Raw genomic sequence first — 17654 nt, 5'->3', positions numbered from 1 at the left:
TTGTGCATATTCAGTGAATACGTCGTTGTTTGATATGGCTTAGATTTTATCCGTGCAATTTGGAATATGCCGAAACTATTATCGTTTAAGACTGAACCCGCCGGCCATCGAAGGTGGGGCCGGCGGGTTGTATTTATCACTCAGGCTTCTTCCATGAAAATATTACTTCCCTAATTTTATTATTTACGGATCCTTATTTTCACCTTTTGGCGGATAATCTGCCCGAACCTGTTTTACCTGCTGTTCGGTGACTTCTGGTGCCTTATTACCCCAACTATTGCGGATAAAGTTACTTAAATCGGCGACCTGTTTATCCGATAAACGCCAGCCGAAACCAGGCATAGCCAGTGCTGACGGAGCCTCTGGTGTTGCAGGCAGGCGGCTGCCGTCCAGAATCAGATGAATCACGGACACCGGATTGTCAGCCAGCACTGTCGGATTATCGGCCATCGCAGGGAAGACATTTTTAACACCTTTACCACTGGTCTGGTGGCAGGCCGAACAGTTATCTACATACAGTTGCGCACCCGGGGTAGGGTTCTCACCACGGGCCAGCATGTCCGCTGTTTGTGATGATTCCGTGTACGATGACTTCGATTCCTGACCCGCTGGCAGTGATTTGATGTAAGCCGCTATAGCCGCCAAATCAGCATCACTCATTTTGCTGGTGCTTTTCGCCACAACCTCGGCCATTGGCTGACCCACGACAGTATGGCGGGTGTTATGTCCGGTACGCAGGGTGTCGATAATATCCTGTTCCGTCCAGTTACCCAGCCCGTCGGCTTTATCACCGCGCAGATTTACCGCCAGCCAGCCATCAATCACCTGTCCACCAGCGAGATACTGTTTACCGGAATCATCCAGCGCTTTTTCCTGCAAAGTACTGGCGCGAGGCGTATGACAGGTACCGCAATGCCCCAGCCCCTGAACCAGATAAGCGCCGCGAGCCAGGCTGGCACTCTGGTACTTATCTGCTGTAAAGCCTGTATCAGCCGGATCCGGTGCAAACATTTTCCGCCACACGGCCAGTGGCAGACGCATAGAGAGCGGCCATGGAATATCGCTCGCACGGTTCTGCTGGCTGACCGGTTTAACCCCATGCATAAACCAGGCATACAAGGCTCGGACATCATCATCGCTGATTTTTGAGTAGGACGGATAAGGCATGGCCGGATACAGGGTATCGCCATTAGGCAAGATGCCGTGACGAACCGCGCGTTCAAAATCATCCAGCGAGTAATTACCTATTCCCGTCTGTTTGTCCGGGGTGATATTGGTGGTGTAAATAACGCCGATAGGGCTGTGAATCGGCAGTCCTCCGGCCAGCGTTTTACCGCCAGGCTGAGTGTGGCAGGCCGCACAGTCACCTGCAGTCGCCAGATACTGACCCTGGCTGATAAGTGACGCCATCTGTGGACTGTTATCAGCAGGTAACGGCGACAGCGATGCTGTTTTTGTTGGCCACAGAGCGTAAGCCAGCAGGATAATGGCCAACACCAGTATGACAGCGATGATACCTTTAATAGCTTTCATCTGTACTGGCTCCTATGCCTGGACCAACGGACCGGGGTTTTTAAGATATTGTTCACGGATAGCGGTGGCTGCCCAGTAGGCCAGACCTCCCACCAGACCGGTCGGGTTGTAACCATTATTCTGTGGAAAGGCGTTGGCCCCGATGGCAAACACGTTCGGAACATCCCACGATTGCAGATAACGGTTCAGTGCCGATTTTTTCGGATCACTGCCCATCACGGCACCGCCACAAGTATGAGTACTTTGATATTTGGTGATGTCATAATGAGCACCGTCTTTTTTGGCATCACTGGTAATCGCTTTAGGATTGAGTACCTGACACATATCCACCGCCTTGCCGACCAGGAATTGTGAGGCCTTGATTTCGTTCGGTTGCCAGTCGAAAGTCATCCGAAGTAAAGGCCGGCCAAAACCATCTTTCCAGGTAGGATCCAGACTGAGATAGTTTTGCTGATAAGACATACAGGCCCCCTGGACTTCGTAATAGAACGAATGGCGGAAACTTTCAGAAGCCGCTTTTTTCCAGGCGGAACCCCAGGCGGGAGTGCCTTTGGGTACTGCAACACCACGCACCGGACCATTGCCCGGCTGTCTTGCCCAGATGATACCGCCACCGACAAATCCGGCTTGCGCATTATTCAGCTGATTACCGTTAAGGTCATCCATCGTGGTGCCGGAGCCACCGATGCCGATAAAGCCGTTGGCCTGCACACTTTGGTCATAGAACATCATGACCCGGTTCAGGTTCTGGTAGGAGTAGTTGCGGCCAACGGTCCCTTCATTACTGATGGGATCGTAAGGTTTACCAATCTGTGACAGCAACATCAGATGAACGTTATACAGTGAGAAAGCACACAACAGTACCAGATCAGCAGGTTGCTCGGTTTCCTGTCCGTTACTGTCCAGATAGGTCACTCCGGTGGCTTTTTTCCCGTCGCTGCTCAGGTTCACTTTCAGGACCTGCGCATGGGTGCGTAATTCGAAGTTTTTACGCAGGCGCAGGACCGGCATTATACAAACGTTCGGGCTGGCTTTTGAGTAGTTAAGACAACCATAATCGCTGCAAAAGCCGCAGGCATTGCAGGGACCCATCTGACAGCCATAGGGGTTAACGTAAGGACCCGCCGCGTTAGATGCCGGAATAGGATAGGGGTGATAACCCTTCTCTCTGGCCGCTTTATAGAACCACTCAGCACCAAGGTAATTGGGGTTGGGACCCAATGGATACTCACTACTGCGTGAGCCTTCGAACGGATTTCCCCCCGGCTGTACGACGCCGCGAATTACTCCCGCTTTCCCTGAGGTACCGCAAACCTTTTCAAACATATCGAGATGGGGTTCCAGCTCATCGTAGCTCACCGGAAAATCGTCAATGGTCATATCTGACGGGATAAAGGATTTGCCATAACGCTCTTCCAGATTACTGCGCAACCGCAGGTCTTCAGGCAACGGGCGGAAATGACAACCAGACCAGTGACTACCGGCTCCGCCCACCCCGGTACCGGGTTTAAATGAACCCATCTGACGGTAAGGAACCGCAACTGACTGAGTATTGTGGCGAACGGTGACGGTTTCCTGGTGAAGGCTTTGCAGATAGCGGCGATGCACCGAACCCTGTAATTCATCTACCACCCCGGGGTAAGCAAAATCTGGTTCTGTATCACGATCTGCTCCACGCTCCAGGGCCACTACCGATAAACCGGCATCGGTCATCTCTTTCGCCATAATGGCGCCGGTCCATCCCATCCCTACAATCACTACGTCGGTCTTATTTTTTATAATCGCCATTGTTAACCCCTGTTTCCTGCCAAATCTACCGGTCCCAGCGGATAAGGTTTATCGCGGACCGTAATGAAATCGATGTAATCAGCACGCATGCCCGGGAAACCAATCAGTTTCCAGCCGACCATGCCTTTGTTGCCTCCATAAGACGGATCGGCAAAGAAACCGTTACGAACTTCTCCCAGGAAGTAGTCAAAGAAGGTTTTGGCATCCATCTCTTCCAGATGAATCTTGCCTTTTTCCAGAGCCACTAATATTTCTTCCTGTTCTGAGTGGGTCAGGGCATCAAAGGTCTGATTTTTGTTGCTCTGCGTCCAGCCGATAACGCCACGGATCCCCGAGCGAATAATCTCGCTCAACGTTTTACGCCCCTGATAACCGAATTCCGGTCCTGCCTCAACAAAGGGTCCCTGGGTATACCAGACAGAACCGTTGGCATAAGGGGTTTGCAAATGGCGATCGAGAAATTCAGGAACTCCTGCCTCCAGTGCCCCGGGCCCCATATCATCGGCAGGTATCAGTCGTGCACAGGCCGCTTTGACAAAGGCCCACTCGTCAGGTTTGAAGAACACCGGCGAGTAGGGTGTCTGTGCTGCCGGTGCGGCGGTAGAAGTTTCGGCCGCCTGTGCGCTGCCAGTTCCTGCAATACCACTGGTAATAGCTCCCCCAACGGAGACCGCAGGGATCAGGGTGAGTGATTTCAACAGGAAATCACGCCTGGAATGAGAGGGTTTATCTGACATTGCCGCTCCAAAGTTAATTATGAATTCATTTTTACATTTTGAATTATAATTAGCCTGGTCGAAGAAAGGAGAAATAGCCAGTGGCTTGCTGTGGTTTTTTTACATAGATCAAACATAGTTGATAAAAATGCAACAAAATGCTTAAAAATAGACTGGTTGTTTCCGTAGATGATGCTTTTAACTTGCATTGCACCCGGGCCTGTCGCAAAGTCTTTGCGGTGCAGAAGAATTTTCCCAGGTAAGGATGCGCAGATGACAGACAGAAAACCGTTTTTGGCGCCAGGATCCAGCCTTCACGCTGAGGTTGCTCAGCAACTCAGACATATGATCCTTAATCTTGAGCTGGAGCCGGGTGCGAAAATTGATGAGCATGCGTTGTGTGAGCGCTTTGTGGTATCCCGTACACCATTACGTGAAGCACTGAAAGTTCTGAGCAGAGAGGGGCTGATTACCCTGGCCCCGCATCGTGGTGCCAGGGTAGCTGTGACATCTGTAGAGGATGTCAGGGAGCTGTTTCCTGTTATTGGTGCGCTGGAAGCCCTGGCGGCTGAGCTGGCTTGCCAGCAGGTCAGTGATCTGCAAATCGATTCGTTGCAGTTACTGCATGACGAGATGGTGGGATGCTATCGGGCACGGGATGCAGCAGGCTATGCGGAAAGAAATCAGAGAATTCACCATACCCTGTTCAGTATTGCCGGCAATGCCCAACTCACCCAACTGTATCAGCATCTGAGTGCCCGTACTCATGCCGTGCGTTATGTGGCCAGGAAAAACCCCGCAGACTGGGAGAGGGCGGTGGTTGAACATGAACAGATGATGTCTGCCTTACGTCAACGGGATGGCGGATTGCTGGCAAAAATCCTTAAAGATCATCTGGCTGGTAAAGCTGAGGTCGTTATTGCATTTCTGGAAAATCCGCCGGCCGGTGAGGGACGAAATCCCGGGGTCTCTGCTGAAGTCTCGAAAAATGCGACTCTCTACGTAGAAGAAGATTAACTGACATAAGGTAAGAGCCAATTTTCAGGGGGCAGATTAACTCCCTACAGGATTTTAGAGTTAAGGATGACCCTAAGGCTCAGAGTCACATTTCCACTCAAGGACATCCGGTTAACTGATCAGACGTGCAAATTTATCAGCTCTTTTAGCGCATCTGCACGCAGGTGAGCTAAATCATCGCTTCCTCTGTCACGCGGTCCGGGCAGGGTGACATTGTACTCCCTGATAATGCCAGCCGGTGCGCCACCCAGGATAACCACGCGGTCACTCAGATAGAATGCTTCATCGAGATCATGAGTCACCAGCATCACCGCGATATTGTAGCGCAATGACAGAGTCGCGATTAAATCCTGTAAGTGCATTCGGGTAAATGCATCTACGGCGCTAAAGGGTTCATCCATCAGTAACACGGAGGGTTTGCTGTAAAGGCCACGAGCAATCGCGACCCGCTGTGCCTGACCACCTGATAATTGTTTAGGCAAGGATTTTTCCAGTCCCTCCAGCCCCACATCACTAATCAGTTGAGCTATCCAGGCTCTATCACGGCTTCCATCCCGGAAACCGATATTAGCTTCTACGGTTAACCACGGCATCAGTCTGGGTTCCTGAAAGACAACCCCCACAGTACCGGGCCCACGGGAGCTATGATGCCCGGAGGCAAAATGCACTGAACCCCGAAATGATTTATCCAGACCGGCGGCAATACGTAACAAGGTGCTTTTACCGCAGCCACTGGCGCCAATCAGACTCAGGATTTCACCCTCCTGTAATGCAATTGTGATATCACTGAGAATGACACGCTGGTCGTATTGTTTAACAATGTTGTTCAGGGAAATCAGTTGAGCCATTTTATTCAGCATCTCCGATAAAACTGTCACGCCAGTAAAGTGCTTTCAGTTCCAGCAGCTTGAGTAAACTGTCACTTATCTTGCCCATCACTGCCAGTGTAATAATGGCCACCAGCACCAGATCAGGGCGTGATGTTTCTCTGCCATCTGTCAGCATGTAACCAATACCATTAGTCGCAGCCAGTAGTTCGGCGGCAACGACACACAGCCAGGCCATTGAAAGTCCGCTACGCAGACCGGTTAACACCGAGGGCAATGCCGCCGGCAGGATAATTTTGGCCACCATACGAACGCGGGAATATTGATAAAGCGTGCCAACTTCCACCAGCTTACGATCGACATTGCGGATACCGGCAACCAGATTGAGATACATAGGGAAAAAAGCGCCTATTGAGATTAAAGTGACTTTTGAACTTTCATCAATTCCAATCCAAATCAATAGCAAGGGAACCCAGGCCAGACTGGGTACGGAGCGCAGTGCCTGGAATGTCGGGTCGAGGTAAGCTTCGGCGTTTCGGCTTAATCCGACCAGCGAACCGACAACCACCGCCAGGCTGGTACCAATCACAAATCCTGCGATGACACGTAACAGGCTGGCAGTAATGTCATCCCACAACGGTCCGTGTGCTACATCAATAAAGCTGAACAGCAGTTCACTGGGAGGGGGCATCACGTAATCCGGGATAATCCCTGCGCGTACCACCCCTTCCAGTAGCAAAATACCCAATATTGGAAGTACCCAACCGCGACATTTACGCAGCGCAGAACGCAGCGAAAATGATCGAAGTTTTTGTTGTTCAGGAAGGGAACGGGAGTTCTGTTCGGCAACATCGTCCCCTATACGGTCAGTCATATTATTTGGCCTCAACAACAGGCGTTGCCAGCGAACTGTCAATCAATGTATTCAGTGTTTGTTCGGTATTGGCACCGTGGCGTAAAATATTGTCTGAAAGCAGCAGAGGGATCACAGGTTTAATTGCCTCTAAAGCAGCCTGGCCTGGAATAGGTTTGGTTAAATCATAGCGGCTGAGTTGCAGGCTGATCACCGGTTCCGGTAATTGTGTTTCGGCAGCAATCAGTTTAACTGCCTGCTGTGGATTAGCGATTATCCAGCGACGAGCCCGATCGTAGGCCTTAATGACAGCAGCGACGGCTTCAGGGTGATCATGCAGAAAATTTTCCCGGGTATTTAAAAAAGCAGCAACACCAAAGTTCTTATTTTCATACAGGATTTTATCGCCGGCGAGCTGGCCCGCTGCCATAAAAGGATCCAGTCCAGCCCAGGCATCCACCCTGCCTTGCTCAAGTGCTGCCCGGCCTTCAGGATGTTGAAGATGGACGATATTGACGTCTTTAACGTTAATGTGGCTGCTACTTAGTGCACGCAATAAAAAGAAGTATGGATCGGTCCCTTTGGTTGCTGCGATTTTTTTGCCTTTTAAATCGGTCAGCGAAGTATAAGGAGCATTTTTTTGTACCAGGATAAGACTCGGAACATACCACAGATAGCTGTAGATGGCTTTAACAGGCTGGCCGTTGGCTCTGCTGACAAAAGCCGAAATGCTCGAGGTTAATGCAAAATCAGTCGCACCACTATTCAGGAACTCAAGTGAGTTGTTAGAGCCGCGTGACAGTACCCATTTGACGCTGGTATGGCTTTTATTAAAATCATCTTCGAGCCAGTGATTCTTCTTTATCACCAGACTTTCCGGAGAATAGTAGGCGTAGTCCAGGCTGATTTTCTTTAGCGTTTCTGCATGAAGTGGAAGAACAAAAAAGAGACTGGCGGTAATCGCGGCTTTGATCTTAGCTTTGTGCTTAGGCAACATCGTGCTCTCCTGGCAGTGGTTCAATGAGTAAGGTGGCGAATTCAGGTTAAGTCCGTGGTATTCAGAAATAAAATATTGAGAGGTTGCCCGCAGACTGAAAAGTCATTGAATACTACGAGTGTACATTCTGTAAAACAAATAGATAAATTCAATTAACTTTTCTTTAATTTAGATAACAAAGACCTGTCGTAGGGTTTTCTGGTGCTTGTTAATTAAAAATCGAACGGTCTGTAAAGCTTATGTACTGTGAAATCCTTAATGCGATTTCTTTCTGGTTAAATAATTAAAAAATATGTTTTTATCTTTTAAAAGTGAGTTTTTCTGATTGCTATCAATGAAAATAATTACAATGGTTGCTGGTGATATATTTATCATTTATCATTTATCATTTATCATTTATCATTTATCATTTATCATTTATCATTTATCATTTATCATTTATCATTTATCATTTATCATTTATCATTTATCATTTATCATTTATATTTTAGTTTAGGATGGCTAGGGGGGTATTGCAGGTTGATCTGGTTGTAAATATGACGAGATGAAAATTTTTTAAAAGCCACGTTGCTACAAATATGCTATTCTTAGTATTTTCCTAATGAACACTTCTTTGGTAAGATATCTCACTCCCTGGTTTTCATTACTTCTCATTCCACATAACGTATTGTATTTAATTGTTACGTTTCTGTCATAGTATTTCTGATAGCATGTCGTAATACTGGAATTAGACTGGTTTCACACAGGGTTTATGTCCGCAGACAGGCCCGGTAATGGATGTGTTTACTCATGTTTATTGGCACATTTATTCTGCCACGATATATCCCTGTGATAACGTAGTGGAAATTGCTCTGTTAAATATTCTTGGCGTGTTTTTGAACAGAAAGTAAAAGAGATACTATGTTATTTCGTGATTACAAGAAAGAAGAGGTGTTGTTTTTTAAACGGGCAATCATGTCTTTTCTTATTGTTGCAGCCGGATTCACTGCGTTAGTGGTAAATTTATACCATCTACAGATTGATGATTATAATGAATATAAGCTGCGTTCTGCAGATAATTATATAAGATTAATTCCCATCGAGCCAGTGCGAGGGATTATCTATGACCGCAATGGCATTCCGTTGGTCGAAAATGTTAAGTCCTATGATCTGGATATTATGCCCTATAAAGTTGATCATCTTAAAGCGACAGTTTCGGGGGTTTTAAGTGATATTGGCGATTCTCAGGATGATATAAAGGAAAAACTAAAGGAAATTTCTGTTGCCAGTAAATTTAAGTATTTTACCCTTAAGGAAGGGTTAAGTGACGTAGAGATCGCTAAATTTTCAGTTGATGAATTTAAATATCCCGGAGTGTCAATATCCACCAGCCGTTATCGTCATTATATTTATGGGGCAGATTTAGCTCATGTCATTGGTTTTGTGTCAAAAATAAATGCCAGTGATTTAAAGAGAATCGATAAAGAAGGTCAGTCGGAAAATTATTTAGCCGACAAAGATATCGGTAAGCAGGGTATTGAGGCATATTATGAAAATGCACTGCACGGGCAAACCGGCTTCAAAGAAGTTGAGGTTGATAACCATGGTCGTGTGGTTCGGGTTATCAAAGAGACGCCCGCGATTGCCGGTGAAAATATTCACTTAACTATCGATCTCAAACTTCAGCAATATATAGAGAAGTTACTGGTCGGACAGAATGCCGCCATGATAGTGGAAGACCCTCGTGATGGTTCTGTTTTAGCTATGGTGTCCAATCCCAGCTATGACCCTAATCCGTTTGTCAAAGGCATAAGTTATAAAGATTATAAAGCATTACTGAACGATCCTAATCGGCCTCTGATTAATCGTGTGACCCAGGGATTGTATCCGCCAGCCTCGACAGTAAAACCCTATATTGCATTTTCTGCGATGTATAAAAATATCATTAAACCGACGACAACATTGTACAGCGGGCCCTCCTGGACATTACCCGGAACCAAGAGAAGTTATCGGGACTGGGTGAAAACCGGGCATGGGACCATTAACTTTAAGCAGGCTATTGAGGAGTCGGCGGATACTTTCTTTTATCAGGTAGCTTATATGATGGGTATCGACACCCTTCACGAAATGTTGAGCAAGTTTGGCTACGGGAAAATGTCGGGTATTGACCTGAATGAGCAATATGCAGGTTTGCTGCCCAGCCGTGAGTGGAAAATGAAAGTGCATAAACAACCCTGGTATCAGGGGGATACAGTACCCGTAGGGATAGGGCAGGGTTACTGGCTGGCTTCGCCGATACAAATGGAGAAAGCCATGGTGACCCTGATTAATAATGGTAAAGCCCTGAATCCACATCTGATGATGAATGAGCAATTTGGTAATGTGGTCGTTCCTTATTCCGGGAATGATAAGGTCGGATATATTGCCGATAAAAACTCGCCATACTGGGGACTGGTTCAGGATGCCATGTTTGGTATGGCGAATTCAAAGAATGGTACCGGTTATCGTTTTTTCCATACGGCACCTTATGGCATTGCCTCGAAAACAGGAACCTCACAGGTATTCAGTCTGAAAGAACATCAGATATACAACGCAAAAAATATCCCGCTCAGGCTGCATGACCATATTTTCTATACCGCTTATGCGCCGTATAAATCGCCGACAGTGGCCATAGTGTTGATCCTCGAAAACGGCGGGGTCAATGGCATTATGGGGGCTAAAGTGATCAGGAATGTGATGGACCATATGCTGTTACCCGCAGATGAGCAGAGCATGCCTTACATTTATGGCGGTCATGTAGGGGATATTTTGTAATTTAAGCTGATTATGGGTTGTTGTCTGATGTTATTGTCGATGTTTGTAGGTTCCATGATAAGCATCGGGATAGGTGTTTTGCGGCCGGGTGGGGAGTAGAGTAGGGCCACCTGTGTCTTATGCAAAAAGTCTAACTTTCCGGTACGCAGATCCTGGAAGCAGGCTAATCTGCCGTGGTGAAGTTGACGAGTTATTCTGTTTCAGCCATACCTTCACCAGTCAGCCCGGAAACAACGACAGAGGGAATTACATGCTCCCCGGGGACGATAAATAATACCCCTTCGGAGCAGGTGGGGGAGATCACGGCAAGCCTGATTTCTTTGAGCTTTATGTCATACTTATCCGGAATGCCCTTCACTGAATTGCACGTTACCCCCCCAGCCAGCAACCCCCGGCAATCTGAGTGAAATCCGCCTGTAAACTGTGCAGGATCTGACTGTCCTTTAGCGGAACCAGCGTTTTTATCCGGCTGGGGCTGATTTAACGAAGCCACTTTCATGGCCGGGCGACGGGACACGCCTGCATAAAACTCATAGCTTCACTTTCCGCAAACCCTAATTGATGATATTTGAATTGATTAAGTCAAATATAAAAATTAAGACATATTTTTATGTATTATACATCTAAATTGTTTTTGTTAATTATATATGCACCACTTATTTTAATTTTTTAAAATTATGAATTTAAAAAACAAGAGTAGCTATGCTTTTTTTCTGGGTACTATGTCAGGTCACCTGATTGAATGGTACGACTATGGTATATTTGGATTTTTAGCCGTGTATATGGCTAAGGAGTTTTTTTCAAATCAACCTCCAATAATCGGATTAATGAGTAGCTTCTTATTGTTTTCAATAAGCTTTGTTTTTCGACCTTTAGGCGGGATTTTCTTTGGTCCTTTAGCTGATAAGATTGGCAGAAAAAAGATCCTGGTAACAGTTATTGCTTTGATGTCAGTATCTACATTTTTACCAGGAATTCTTCCAGGGAGTAATCATATAGGAATCATCGCTCCGATAATACTAGTTCTTACCCGCTGCATCCAGGGATTTTCTGCTGGCGGAGAAATTGGTACGATTACTAGTTATGTCGCTGAAAAATCACCCAAAAACAGACTCGGAAGATCAACAAGTTGGCTTATGGTTACTGCTGTTCTTGGTCTTATGATCGGTGCGGGAGTAGTCAATTTGCTTACAGAATTTTTAGGAGAAAAAATTATGTCCGACTGGGGGTGGCGTATACCTTTTTATTATCTTTACCTACAGGTTTGGTATCCATTTACATTCGAAATCGATTTGAAGAAAACACCACACATTTAAGGGAAGCACAGATTTTATCCAGACCTCCATTGCGTGAGGTTTTTTTATGGAAGAGATCGCTTATATTCATAGCATTAATAACACCTCTAAATGCCTCCTTATTTTATCTTGTTATGATATACTCTCCAACCTGGTTATCTCAATTTCTCAAAGTAAATCATTCGGTCACCTTCCATTATACTATGTTTAGCTATTTAATTGCTATCGCAGGGATGTTAACCGGGGCGGTTATAACAGATCGTATTGGTAGACGTTTTTTCCTGATTTTTGTTAGTATTTTCTCAATGATTAATATTGCAATGTTTTTTTCCCCATACGTCATGACACATATAAAATTCCTTTTAATATCGTTATTGTCCTTATCTTTGTTATTTGGATTATACACGTCATCATTGTATGCTTTAATGAGTGAGCTATTGCCAACACATGTCAGGGCAACAGGGTTAGCCCTGGCCTATAATATTCCTGTTGCAATTTTCGGTGGCAGTACACCACTTATAGCAACATGGTTAGTTAAGGTCACTGGAAACATGAGTGCTCCGGGTGTTTTTTTCGTATTCACAGGTATAATTTCGACTGTCGGATTGTGTTTTATAAGGCGGCGAGATTATATTGGTATTGATACGATATAGTCAAAGGATTCAAAATTTTCTGTGTGAAATTCTAACATTTAGAACTCATGGGGGAGGGATAAAAATTTTTATTATTCATGCCAGTATGAATCAGAGATACTGACCTTTTAGAAGACTTAGGTCAGGTCCCGCCGGAGACAGGTTATTTAATCAGGAGTACGGCCGGGAATGACTATATTTTTGATGATATTGAAAGATTCGACAAACACATTATCTTTGGGCTTTCCCGAATGGGAAAACCCATGATTCTCCCATTTTCATAAGTACATCGGTTTTGAAATAAATTTGCTGCCGTAGTCTGTCTGCAGACTTTGCGGACTACGACATGAAGGCTGCTTTATACTCTCCATAAAGGCAACCACGTCATCATCCCATAACCCCTTAATGACCTCAGTCAGCAGCCTTCAGGGCTAAGAAGGATATGAATACGCTCACAGCCATAGCGTATCCGGTGGACTGTGATTTTTTTTTGAAGGTTAATAGCATTCCGTGTGGTGATGGATGTTTAATGTAACAGATATACAGTCGGCTTTTCCTTAATAGGAGTTCAGGGTAGTTCTCTGAGAATTTCATTATATTAATAGTAAATGTTAGATTCGTGTGTTAATACTATTATTTACCCGGGAGTAATATGCCGGGATTATTATTTAAAGGGATGTGTTGTTGTGCTCTGCTCTGTTTGTAGTAGTAGATATATAATAATATTTTATAGGCTCACCGGTACTACAGGTTATCACGTTATCTGATATATTAACCCGAGGGTATATTTTGTGAGTTCAATGAATGATAAGGAAATAAGTGCATTACAACAATAACGTAATGGTCAATATAATCTGACCATTACGTTATATGAGCTATTGGGTTAGATATTTTTTCGGTATCCGACCTCACCATGAGTGGTCAGGTCAAGTCCGGTATATTCATCTTCGTGGTCAACCCTCAGGCCATTACATAACCAGGACGTAATTTTTAAGGCAACCCAACTGGTAATCGTTGAAAATACTATACTGAATACAATGACTCCTGCGTTAATCAACAGTTGTTGATACATTGACCGTCCCTCAGTATATCCGCTGCCACCGAATGAGGTGAGGGCGAAAACAGGTGTCAGAATACCCCCGACGATACCACCTATACCATGAATGGAAAAAACGTCGAAAGCATCATCCAGCTTTAAGCGATGTTTGATCAGGGTAATTGCCACCATGCAAAAGGGGGCCGTGAGAATCCCGACACAAATAGCACCGACAGGTCCGACATAGCCACAAGCCGGTGTGATACCGACCATTCCCGCCACCGATCCGCTAATTACCCCCAACAGGCTAGGTAGCTTTTGCTTTTTCCATTCGATAAACATCCATGCAATTGCACCGCCAAACCCACCTAACAATGTGTTTAACACGACCAGCATAGAATAACCATTGACAGCTAATGCGCACCCACCACAGAACCCCAGCCAGCCAAGTATCAGCATCGAGCCGCCAGTCATAGTCATAGTCATATTATGGGGAGTTAGGGTAATACTGCCGAAATTTTGCCGACGGCCAATCATTAATGCTGCCACCAGTGAAGCAATACCTGAATTTATATGAACGACATTACCCCCGGCAAAATCCTGTACCGATAAGCCTGCTATCCATCCCCCTCCCCAGGCCATATGTGCCATAGGGATATAGTTAATGGTGACCCAGATGGCCATAAACACTAAAACAGCATTGAATTTAACTCGCTCGGCGAATGAACCGGTGATCAGCGCAGGTGTGATTGCCGCAAACGTCATCATAAAAAAGATGTAGACATATTCCGGTACTGTGCCTACCAGAGAATTAACAGAGATATTCTTCAGAAAAATCTTTTCTCCACCACCCAGGATGCTGTTGAGTGCTCTACCGTCAGTGAAGGTAAAGCTATATCCATAGAGAGTGAACAGAATAGAGATTAGCGCGGTAACACTAAAAACCTGAACTAATACAGATAATACATTCTTACTCTGTGCCATACCGCCATAAAAAAGCGCCAATCCTGGCAACGTCATTAACAGAACCAATAGCGCTGTCACAAACATGAAAGCAGCGTCACCGCTATTAAGGCCTGGTGCAGCAAATGCCGGAAAGCTACATAAAACAGCAGGCAACGCGAATAATAGCGTTCGTCTCATTACGTACCTCATGATTAGCTGTAAAAACGCCTCCAACGAGTGGAGGCGTGAAGGGGTTATTTCAGGTCCTGGCCCGGAATCCAGTGGGTTCCTGCCAGAGGTACGCGTGCCATCGCCGCCGCTTCAATATTTAATGCGACTAAATCTTCAGGCTCCAGATTGTGAAGATGAGATTTACCACAGGCACGTGCCAGGGTCTGGGCTTCCAACGTCAGCACCCGCAGGAAATTAGCCAGTTTTTTGCCAGCTATTACGGGGTCAAGGCGTTTGCTCAGTTCAGGATCCTGAGTCGTGATCCTCGCAGGGTCTTTACCCTCCTGGAAGTCATCATAAAATCCTGCTGCTGATCCAAGTTTCTGATATTCCTCTTCGTAACGTGGATTGTTATCACCAAGAGCAATAAGTGCAGCAGTACCAATGGCAACAGCATCAGCCCCCAGTGCGATAGCCTTGGCTACATCGGCACCATTTCTTATACCGCCGGAGATGATCAGCTGAACTTCACGATGCACGCCAAGTTCCTGTAATGCCTGAACTGCCTGAGGAATAGCAGCCATAGTCGGAATACCGACATGCTCAATAAAGACATCCTGGGTGGCTGCCGTGCCACCTTGCATACCATCAACCACCACTACATCTGCACCAGCCTGTACGGCCAGTTTTACATCATAATAAGTGCGGGTAGCACCGACTTTGACATAAATGGGCACCTGCCAGTCAGTAATTTCCCGTAACTCAGCAATCTTAATTGCCAGGTCATCAGGGCCGGTCCAGTCGGGGTGACGACAGGCACTACGTTGATCGATGCCCTGTGGCAGGCAACGCATTTTTGCCACACGTTCGGAGATTTTCTGCCCGAGGAGCATTCCACCGCCCCCCGGTTTTGCTCCTTGTCCGAGCACCACTTCGATGGCATCGGCTTTGCGCAAGTCATCGGGGTTCATGCCATAGCGTGATGGCAGGTACTGATAGACCAGTTTGCTCGACTGGCCACGTTCCTCGGCTGTCATTCCGCCGTCGCCGGTGGTGGTAGAAGTGCCTACCGCTGATGCTCCCCGGCCTAAGGCCTCTTTAGCTTGTGCAGACAAGGCACCAAAACTCATTCCGGCAATGGTGACGGGTGTGCTGAGTACCACCGGTTTTTTCGCAAAACGGGTGCCCAGAACCACTTCGGTACTGCATTTTTCGCGATATCCTTCCAGTGGATAACGCGACATACTGGCGCCAAGAAATAATAAATCATCGAAATGAGGGACCTGACGTTTGGCACCCCAGCCGCGAATATCATAGATGCCGGTCTCAGCCGCCCTCTGGATTTCAGATATTACTGTCCGGGTGTAGGTAGCGGATTCGCGCAATGCCGGATTGTATTTCTCACTCATGGTGTTCTCCACTCTTAGTACGCAGAAGCGTTATCTACTTTGAAATTGTAGAGCTGACGGGCCGAACCGTAGCGGGTAAATGCAGAAGGGGATTCATCAAAGCCTGCCTGTTGCAGTAACTGACTCAACTCTTCAAGATGTTCAGCACGCATCTCTTTTTTAACGCAATCGGCCCCCAGGGAAGCAACACTACCTTTTACGTAGATATGTGCTTCGTACATAGAATCACCCAGGGCTTCACCGGCATCACCACATACCACCAGACACCCGGCCTGAGCCATAAAGGCACTCATCGGTCCGATATCGCCTTTCACAACAATATTGATACCTTTCATTGATATACCGCAACGTGCGGCGGCATTGCCCTCAATCACTAGCAACCCACCGTTCCCTGTTGCCCCCGCGGATTGTGATGCGTCACCTTTAATCCTCACTGATCCGGACATCATATTTTCAGCAACACCAACACCAGCATTACCCTGTACGGTGATAGTTGCTTTCTGATTCATCCCCGCGCAGTAATATCCCGCATGTCCTTCAATGGTGATGTCGACATCATCATTCACTCCACAAGCTATGTTGTGTGCACCATCGGGATGAATTACCTGCCACTGTTTGATCTCGCGGGTTAGGCTGCTATCGTGCAGTGCCTGATTAAGTTCGCGAACGCCATGACTCAAGTCGTATGTTTTCATATTCACACTGCTCCTGCGGTTGTGGTGGTGTTGCGCTCCCACACGTAAAGTTTTGCCGGCTCCGGCTCCCATACTTTGGCGTCGCAGATACCTGGCAGGTTAGCAAGCGCACGATATTCAGACGCCATAGCGACGTAGTCATCTGTTTCCGCAATCACTGCGGGCTTACAAGCAATAGGGTCACGTAGTACGGCAAAGCCATCGCGGGTACCGATGGTGAATGTGAAGAAACCATCGAGATCTTTCAGAGCATTTTGCAATGCTGTCTGTAGAGAATCTCCCTGTGACAGACGCCAGGCGAGATAACCTGCCGCGACTTCAGAGTCGTTATCAGTCTTAAACTCAATACTTTCACGTTTGAGCTTCTCACGCAGACGATTGTGATTAGACAGTGAACCGTTATGGACCAGGCACAGATCCATTCCGGTTGAGAAGGGGTGGCTGCCCTGTATGGTTACAGCACTCTCAGTGGCAAGCCGGGTATGTCCGATAGCGTGACTACCTTTCATCTTAGCAAGATTGAAATGATCGGCGACTTCTGCGGGCAAACCTACGCCTTTAAGAATTTCAATACTGTGGCCGGCACTCATAACTTCGATGTCTGGTACATTCTGCTTCAGCCAACTCAGGGCGGTGGCTTCGTCAACCGGTAGCTTAAATACAGCGACGGTATTGTTGCGGAACCACTCATCCACCTTGCCAAATTGAGTTGCCAGTTGATCCGCCAGCGCAATCCAGTTGAAGTTGGTATCGTTGCTGCGCAAGGTCAGTTTGATACCTGCATCATATTCGTCGCCATACACAGCAAAGCCGGCACTGTCACAGCCTCGTTCTGTCATAGAAATAAGCATTGGTCGAAACAGGCTGCCCAACTGCTTTTCCATTTCTGCATTTTTGAAATAAAGTCCGACAATTCCACACATAGAATTTCCTTAGCTTTACAGGCT

Annotated in this window: 12 protein-coding genes and 1 pseudogene; 3 read left to right on the top strand and 10 right to left on the bottom strand. The window is 46.6% G+C overall.

Annotated elements, in window-relative coordinates; all coding sequences use genetic code 11:
* Positions 1-183: 183 nt before the first annotated feature.
* Genes HA49_RS06580 through HA49_RS06570 form a run of 3 tightly spaced genes read right to left on the bottom strand, consistent with a single transcriptional unit; the run spans position 184 to position 4058 of the window.
* Positions 184-1533 carry a c-type cytochrome gene (locus HA49_RS06580; RefSeq protein ID WP_038021346.1) on the bottom strand — a complete coding sequence of 450 codons (1350 nt, stop codon included), beginning with the start codon at positions 1531-1533 and terminating at the stop codon, positions 184-186.
* A 12-nt stretch (positions 1534-1545) separates the two neighbouring features.
* A complete protein-coding gene (locus tag HA49_RS06575; protein ID WP_038021343.1) occupies positions 1546-3321 on the bottom strand; it encodes a GMC family oxidoreductase in 1776 nt (591 codons plus the stop codon).
* A gap of 2 nt (positions 3322-3323) precedes the next feature.
* Entirely contained in the window at positions 3324-4058 is a 735-nt protein-coding gene (locus HA49_RS06570) for a gluconate 2-dehydrogenase subunit 3 family protein (RefSeq protein ID WP_038021340.1), read from the bottom strand.
* 252 nt (positions 4059-4310) lie between these two features.
* On the opposite strand from HA49_RS06570, the gene HA49_RS06565 reads away from it, so the two are divergent.
* Positions 4311-5054, top strand: coding sequence for a GntR family transcriptional regulator (locus tag HA49_RS06565; RefSeq protein WP_072055917.1), 744 nt, complete (start codon positions 4311-4313; stop codon positions 5052-5054).
* Between the two features lie 119 nt (positions 5055-5173).
* On the opposite strand, the gene HA49_RS06560 is transcribed toward HA49_RS06565, so the two are convergent.
* From HA49_RS06560 to HA49_RS06550, 3 genes are read right to left on the bottom strand one after another with little or no spacing between them, the layout of a single operon-like run.
* Positions 5174-5902, bottom strand: coding sequence for an ABC transporter ATP-binding protein (locus HA49_RS06560; RefSeq protein ID WP_038022601.1), 729 nt, complete (start codon positions 5900-5902; stop codon positions 5174-5176).
* Position 5903: 1 nt separating this feature from the next.
* On the bottom strand, positions 5904-6755 hold the full coding sequence (locus HA49_RS06555; protein WP_046791702.1) for an ABC transporter permease: 852 nt from the start codon (positions 6753-6755) through the stop codon (positions 5904-5906).
* Position 6756: 1 nt separating this feature from the next.
* Positions 6757-7731: an aliphatic sulfonate ABC transporter substrate-binding protein gene (locus tag HA49_RS06550; protein ID WP_046791701.1), complete on the bottom strand. Its 975-nt coding sequence runs from the start codon at positions 7729-7731 to the stop codon at positions 6757-6759.
* A gap of 900 nt (positions 7732-8631) precedes the next feature.
* On the opposite strand from HA49_RS06550, the gene mrdA reads away from it, so the two are divergent.
* Together mrdA and HA49_RS22070 are read left to right on the top strand one after the other, a co-directional pair.
* Positions 8632-10524, top strand: coding sequence for a penicillin-binding protein 2 (gene mrdA / locus HA49_RS06540; RefSeq protein ID WP_038021337.1), 1893 nt, complete (start codon positions 8632-8634; stop codon positions 10522-10524).
* Positions 10525-11201: 677 nt separating this feature from the next.
* Positions 11202-12407, top strand: a pseudogene (locus HA49_RS22070) (MFS transporter); the annotation flags it as partial.
* A 927-nt stretch (positions 12408-13334) separates the two neighbouring features.
* Here HA49_RS22070 and HA49_RS06525 read toward each other — a convergent pair.
* From HA49_RS06525 to HA49_RS06510, 4 genes are read right to left on the bottom strand one after another with little or no spacing between them, the layout of a single operon-like run.
* On the bottom strand, positions 13335-14630 hold the full coding sequence (locus HA49_RS06525; protein WP_038021333.1) for an ammonium transporter: 1296 nt from the start codon (positions 14628-14630) through the stop codon (positions 13335-13337).
* 56 nt (positions 14631-14686) lie between these two features.
* Positions 14687-16012 carry an FMN-binding glutamate synthase family protein gene (locus tag HA49_RS06520; RefSeq protein WP_038021332.1) on the bottom strand — a complete coding sequence of 442 codons (1326 nt, stop codon included), beginning with the start codon at positions 16010-16012 and terminating at the stop codon, positions 14687-14689.
* A 14-nt stretch (positions 16013-16026) separates the two neighbouring features.
* Entirely contained in the window at positions 16027-16707 is a 681-nt protein-coding gene (locus HA49_RS06515; protein ID WP_038021329.1) for a GltB/FmdC/FwdC-like GXGXG domain-containing protein, read from the bottom strand.
* 2 nt (positions 16708-16709) lie between these two features.
* A complete protein-coding gene (locus HA49_RS06510; protein WP_038021327.1) occupies positions 16710-17630 on the bottom strand; it encodes a class II glutamine amidotransferase in 921 nt (306 codons plus the stop codon).
* Between the last annotated feature and the right edge of the window lie 24 nt (positions 17631-17654).

It is taken from the genome of Tatumella morbirosei (assembly GCF_000757425.2).
Classification (GTDB): Bacteria; Pseudomonadota; Gammaproteobacteria; order Enterobacterales; family Enterobacteriaceae; genus Tatumella; species Tatumella morbirosei.
This window is presented reverse-complemented; position numbering and strand designations above follow the sequence as displayed.

Coding starts and splice junctions, on each gene's coding strand:
- HA49_RS06580 (WP_038021346.1), bottom strand. CDS start 1,533: ATGAAAGCTATTAAAGGTATCATCGCTGTCATACTGGTGTTGGCCATT.
- HA49_RS06575 (WP_038021343.1), bottom strand. CDS start 3,321: ATGGCGATTATAAAAAATAAGACCGACGTAGTGATTGTAGGGATGGGA.
- HA49_RS06570 (WP_038021340.1), bottom strand. CDS start 4,058: ATGTCAGATAAACCCTCTCATTCCAGGCGTGATTTCCTGTTGAAATCA.
- HA49_RS06565 (WP_072055917.1), top strand. CDS start 4,311: ATGACAGACAGAAAACCGTTTTTGGCGCCAGGATCCAGCCTTCACGCT.
- HA49_RS06560 (WP_038022601.1), bottom strand. CDS start 5,902: ATGGCTCAACTGATTTCCCTGAACAACATTGTTAAACAATACGACCAG.
- HA49_RS06555 (WP_046791702.1), bottom strand. CDS start 6,755: ATGACTGACCGTATAGGGGACGATGTTGCCGAACAGAACTCCCGTTCC.
- HA49_RS06550 (WP_046791701.1), bottom strand. CDS start 7,731: ATGTTGCCTAAGCACAAAGCTAAGATCAAAGCCGCGATTACCGCCAGT.
- mrdA (WP_038021337.1), top strand. CDS start 8,632: ATGTTATTTCGTGATTACAAGAAAGAAGAGGTGTTGTTTTTTAAACGG.
- HA49_RS06525 (WP_038021333.1), bottom strand. CDS start 14,630: ATGAGACGAACGCTATTATTCGCGTTGCCTGCTGTTTTATGTAGCTTT.
- HA49_RS06520 (WP_038021332.1), bottom strand. CDS start 16,012: ATGAGTGAGAAATACAATCCGGCATTGCGCGAATCCGCTACCTACACC.
- HA49_RS06515 (WP_038021329.1), bottom strand. CDS start 16,707: ATGAAAACATACGACTTGAGTCATGGCGTTCGCGAACTTAATCAGGCA.
- HA49_RS06510 (WP_038021327.1), bottom strand. CDS start 17,630: ATGTGTGGAATTGTCGGACTTTATTTCAAAAATGCAGAAATGGAAAAG.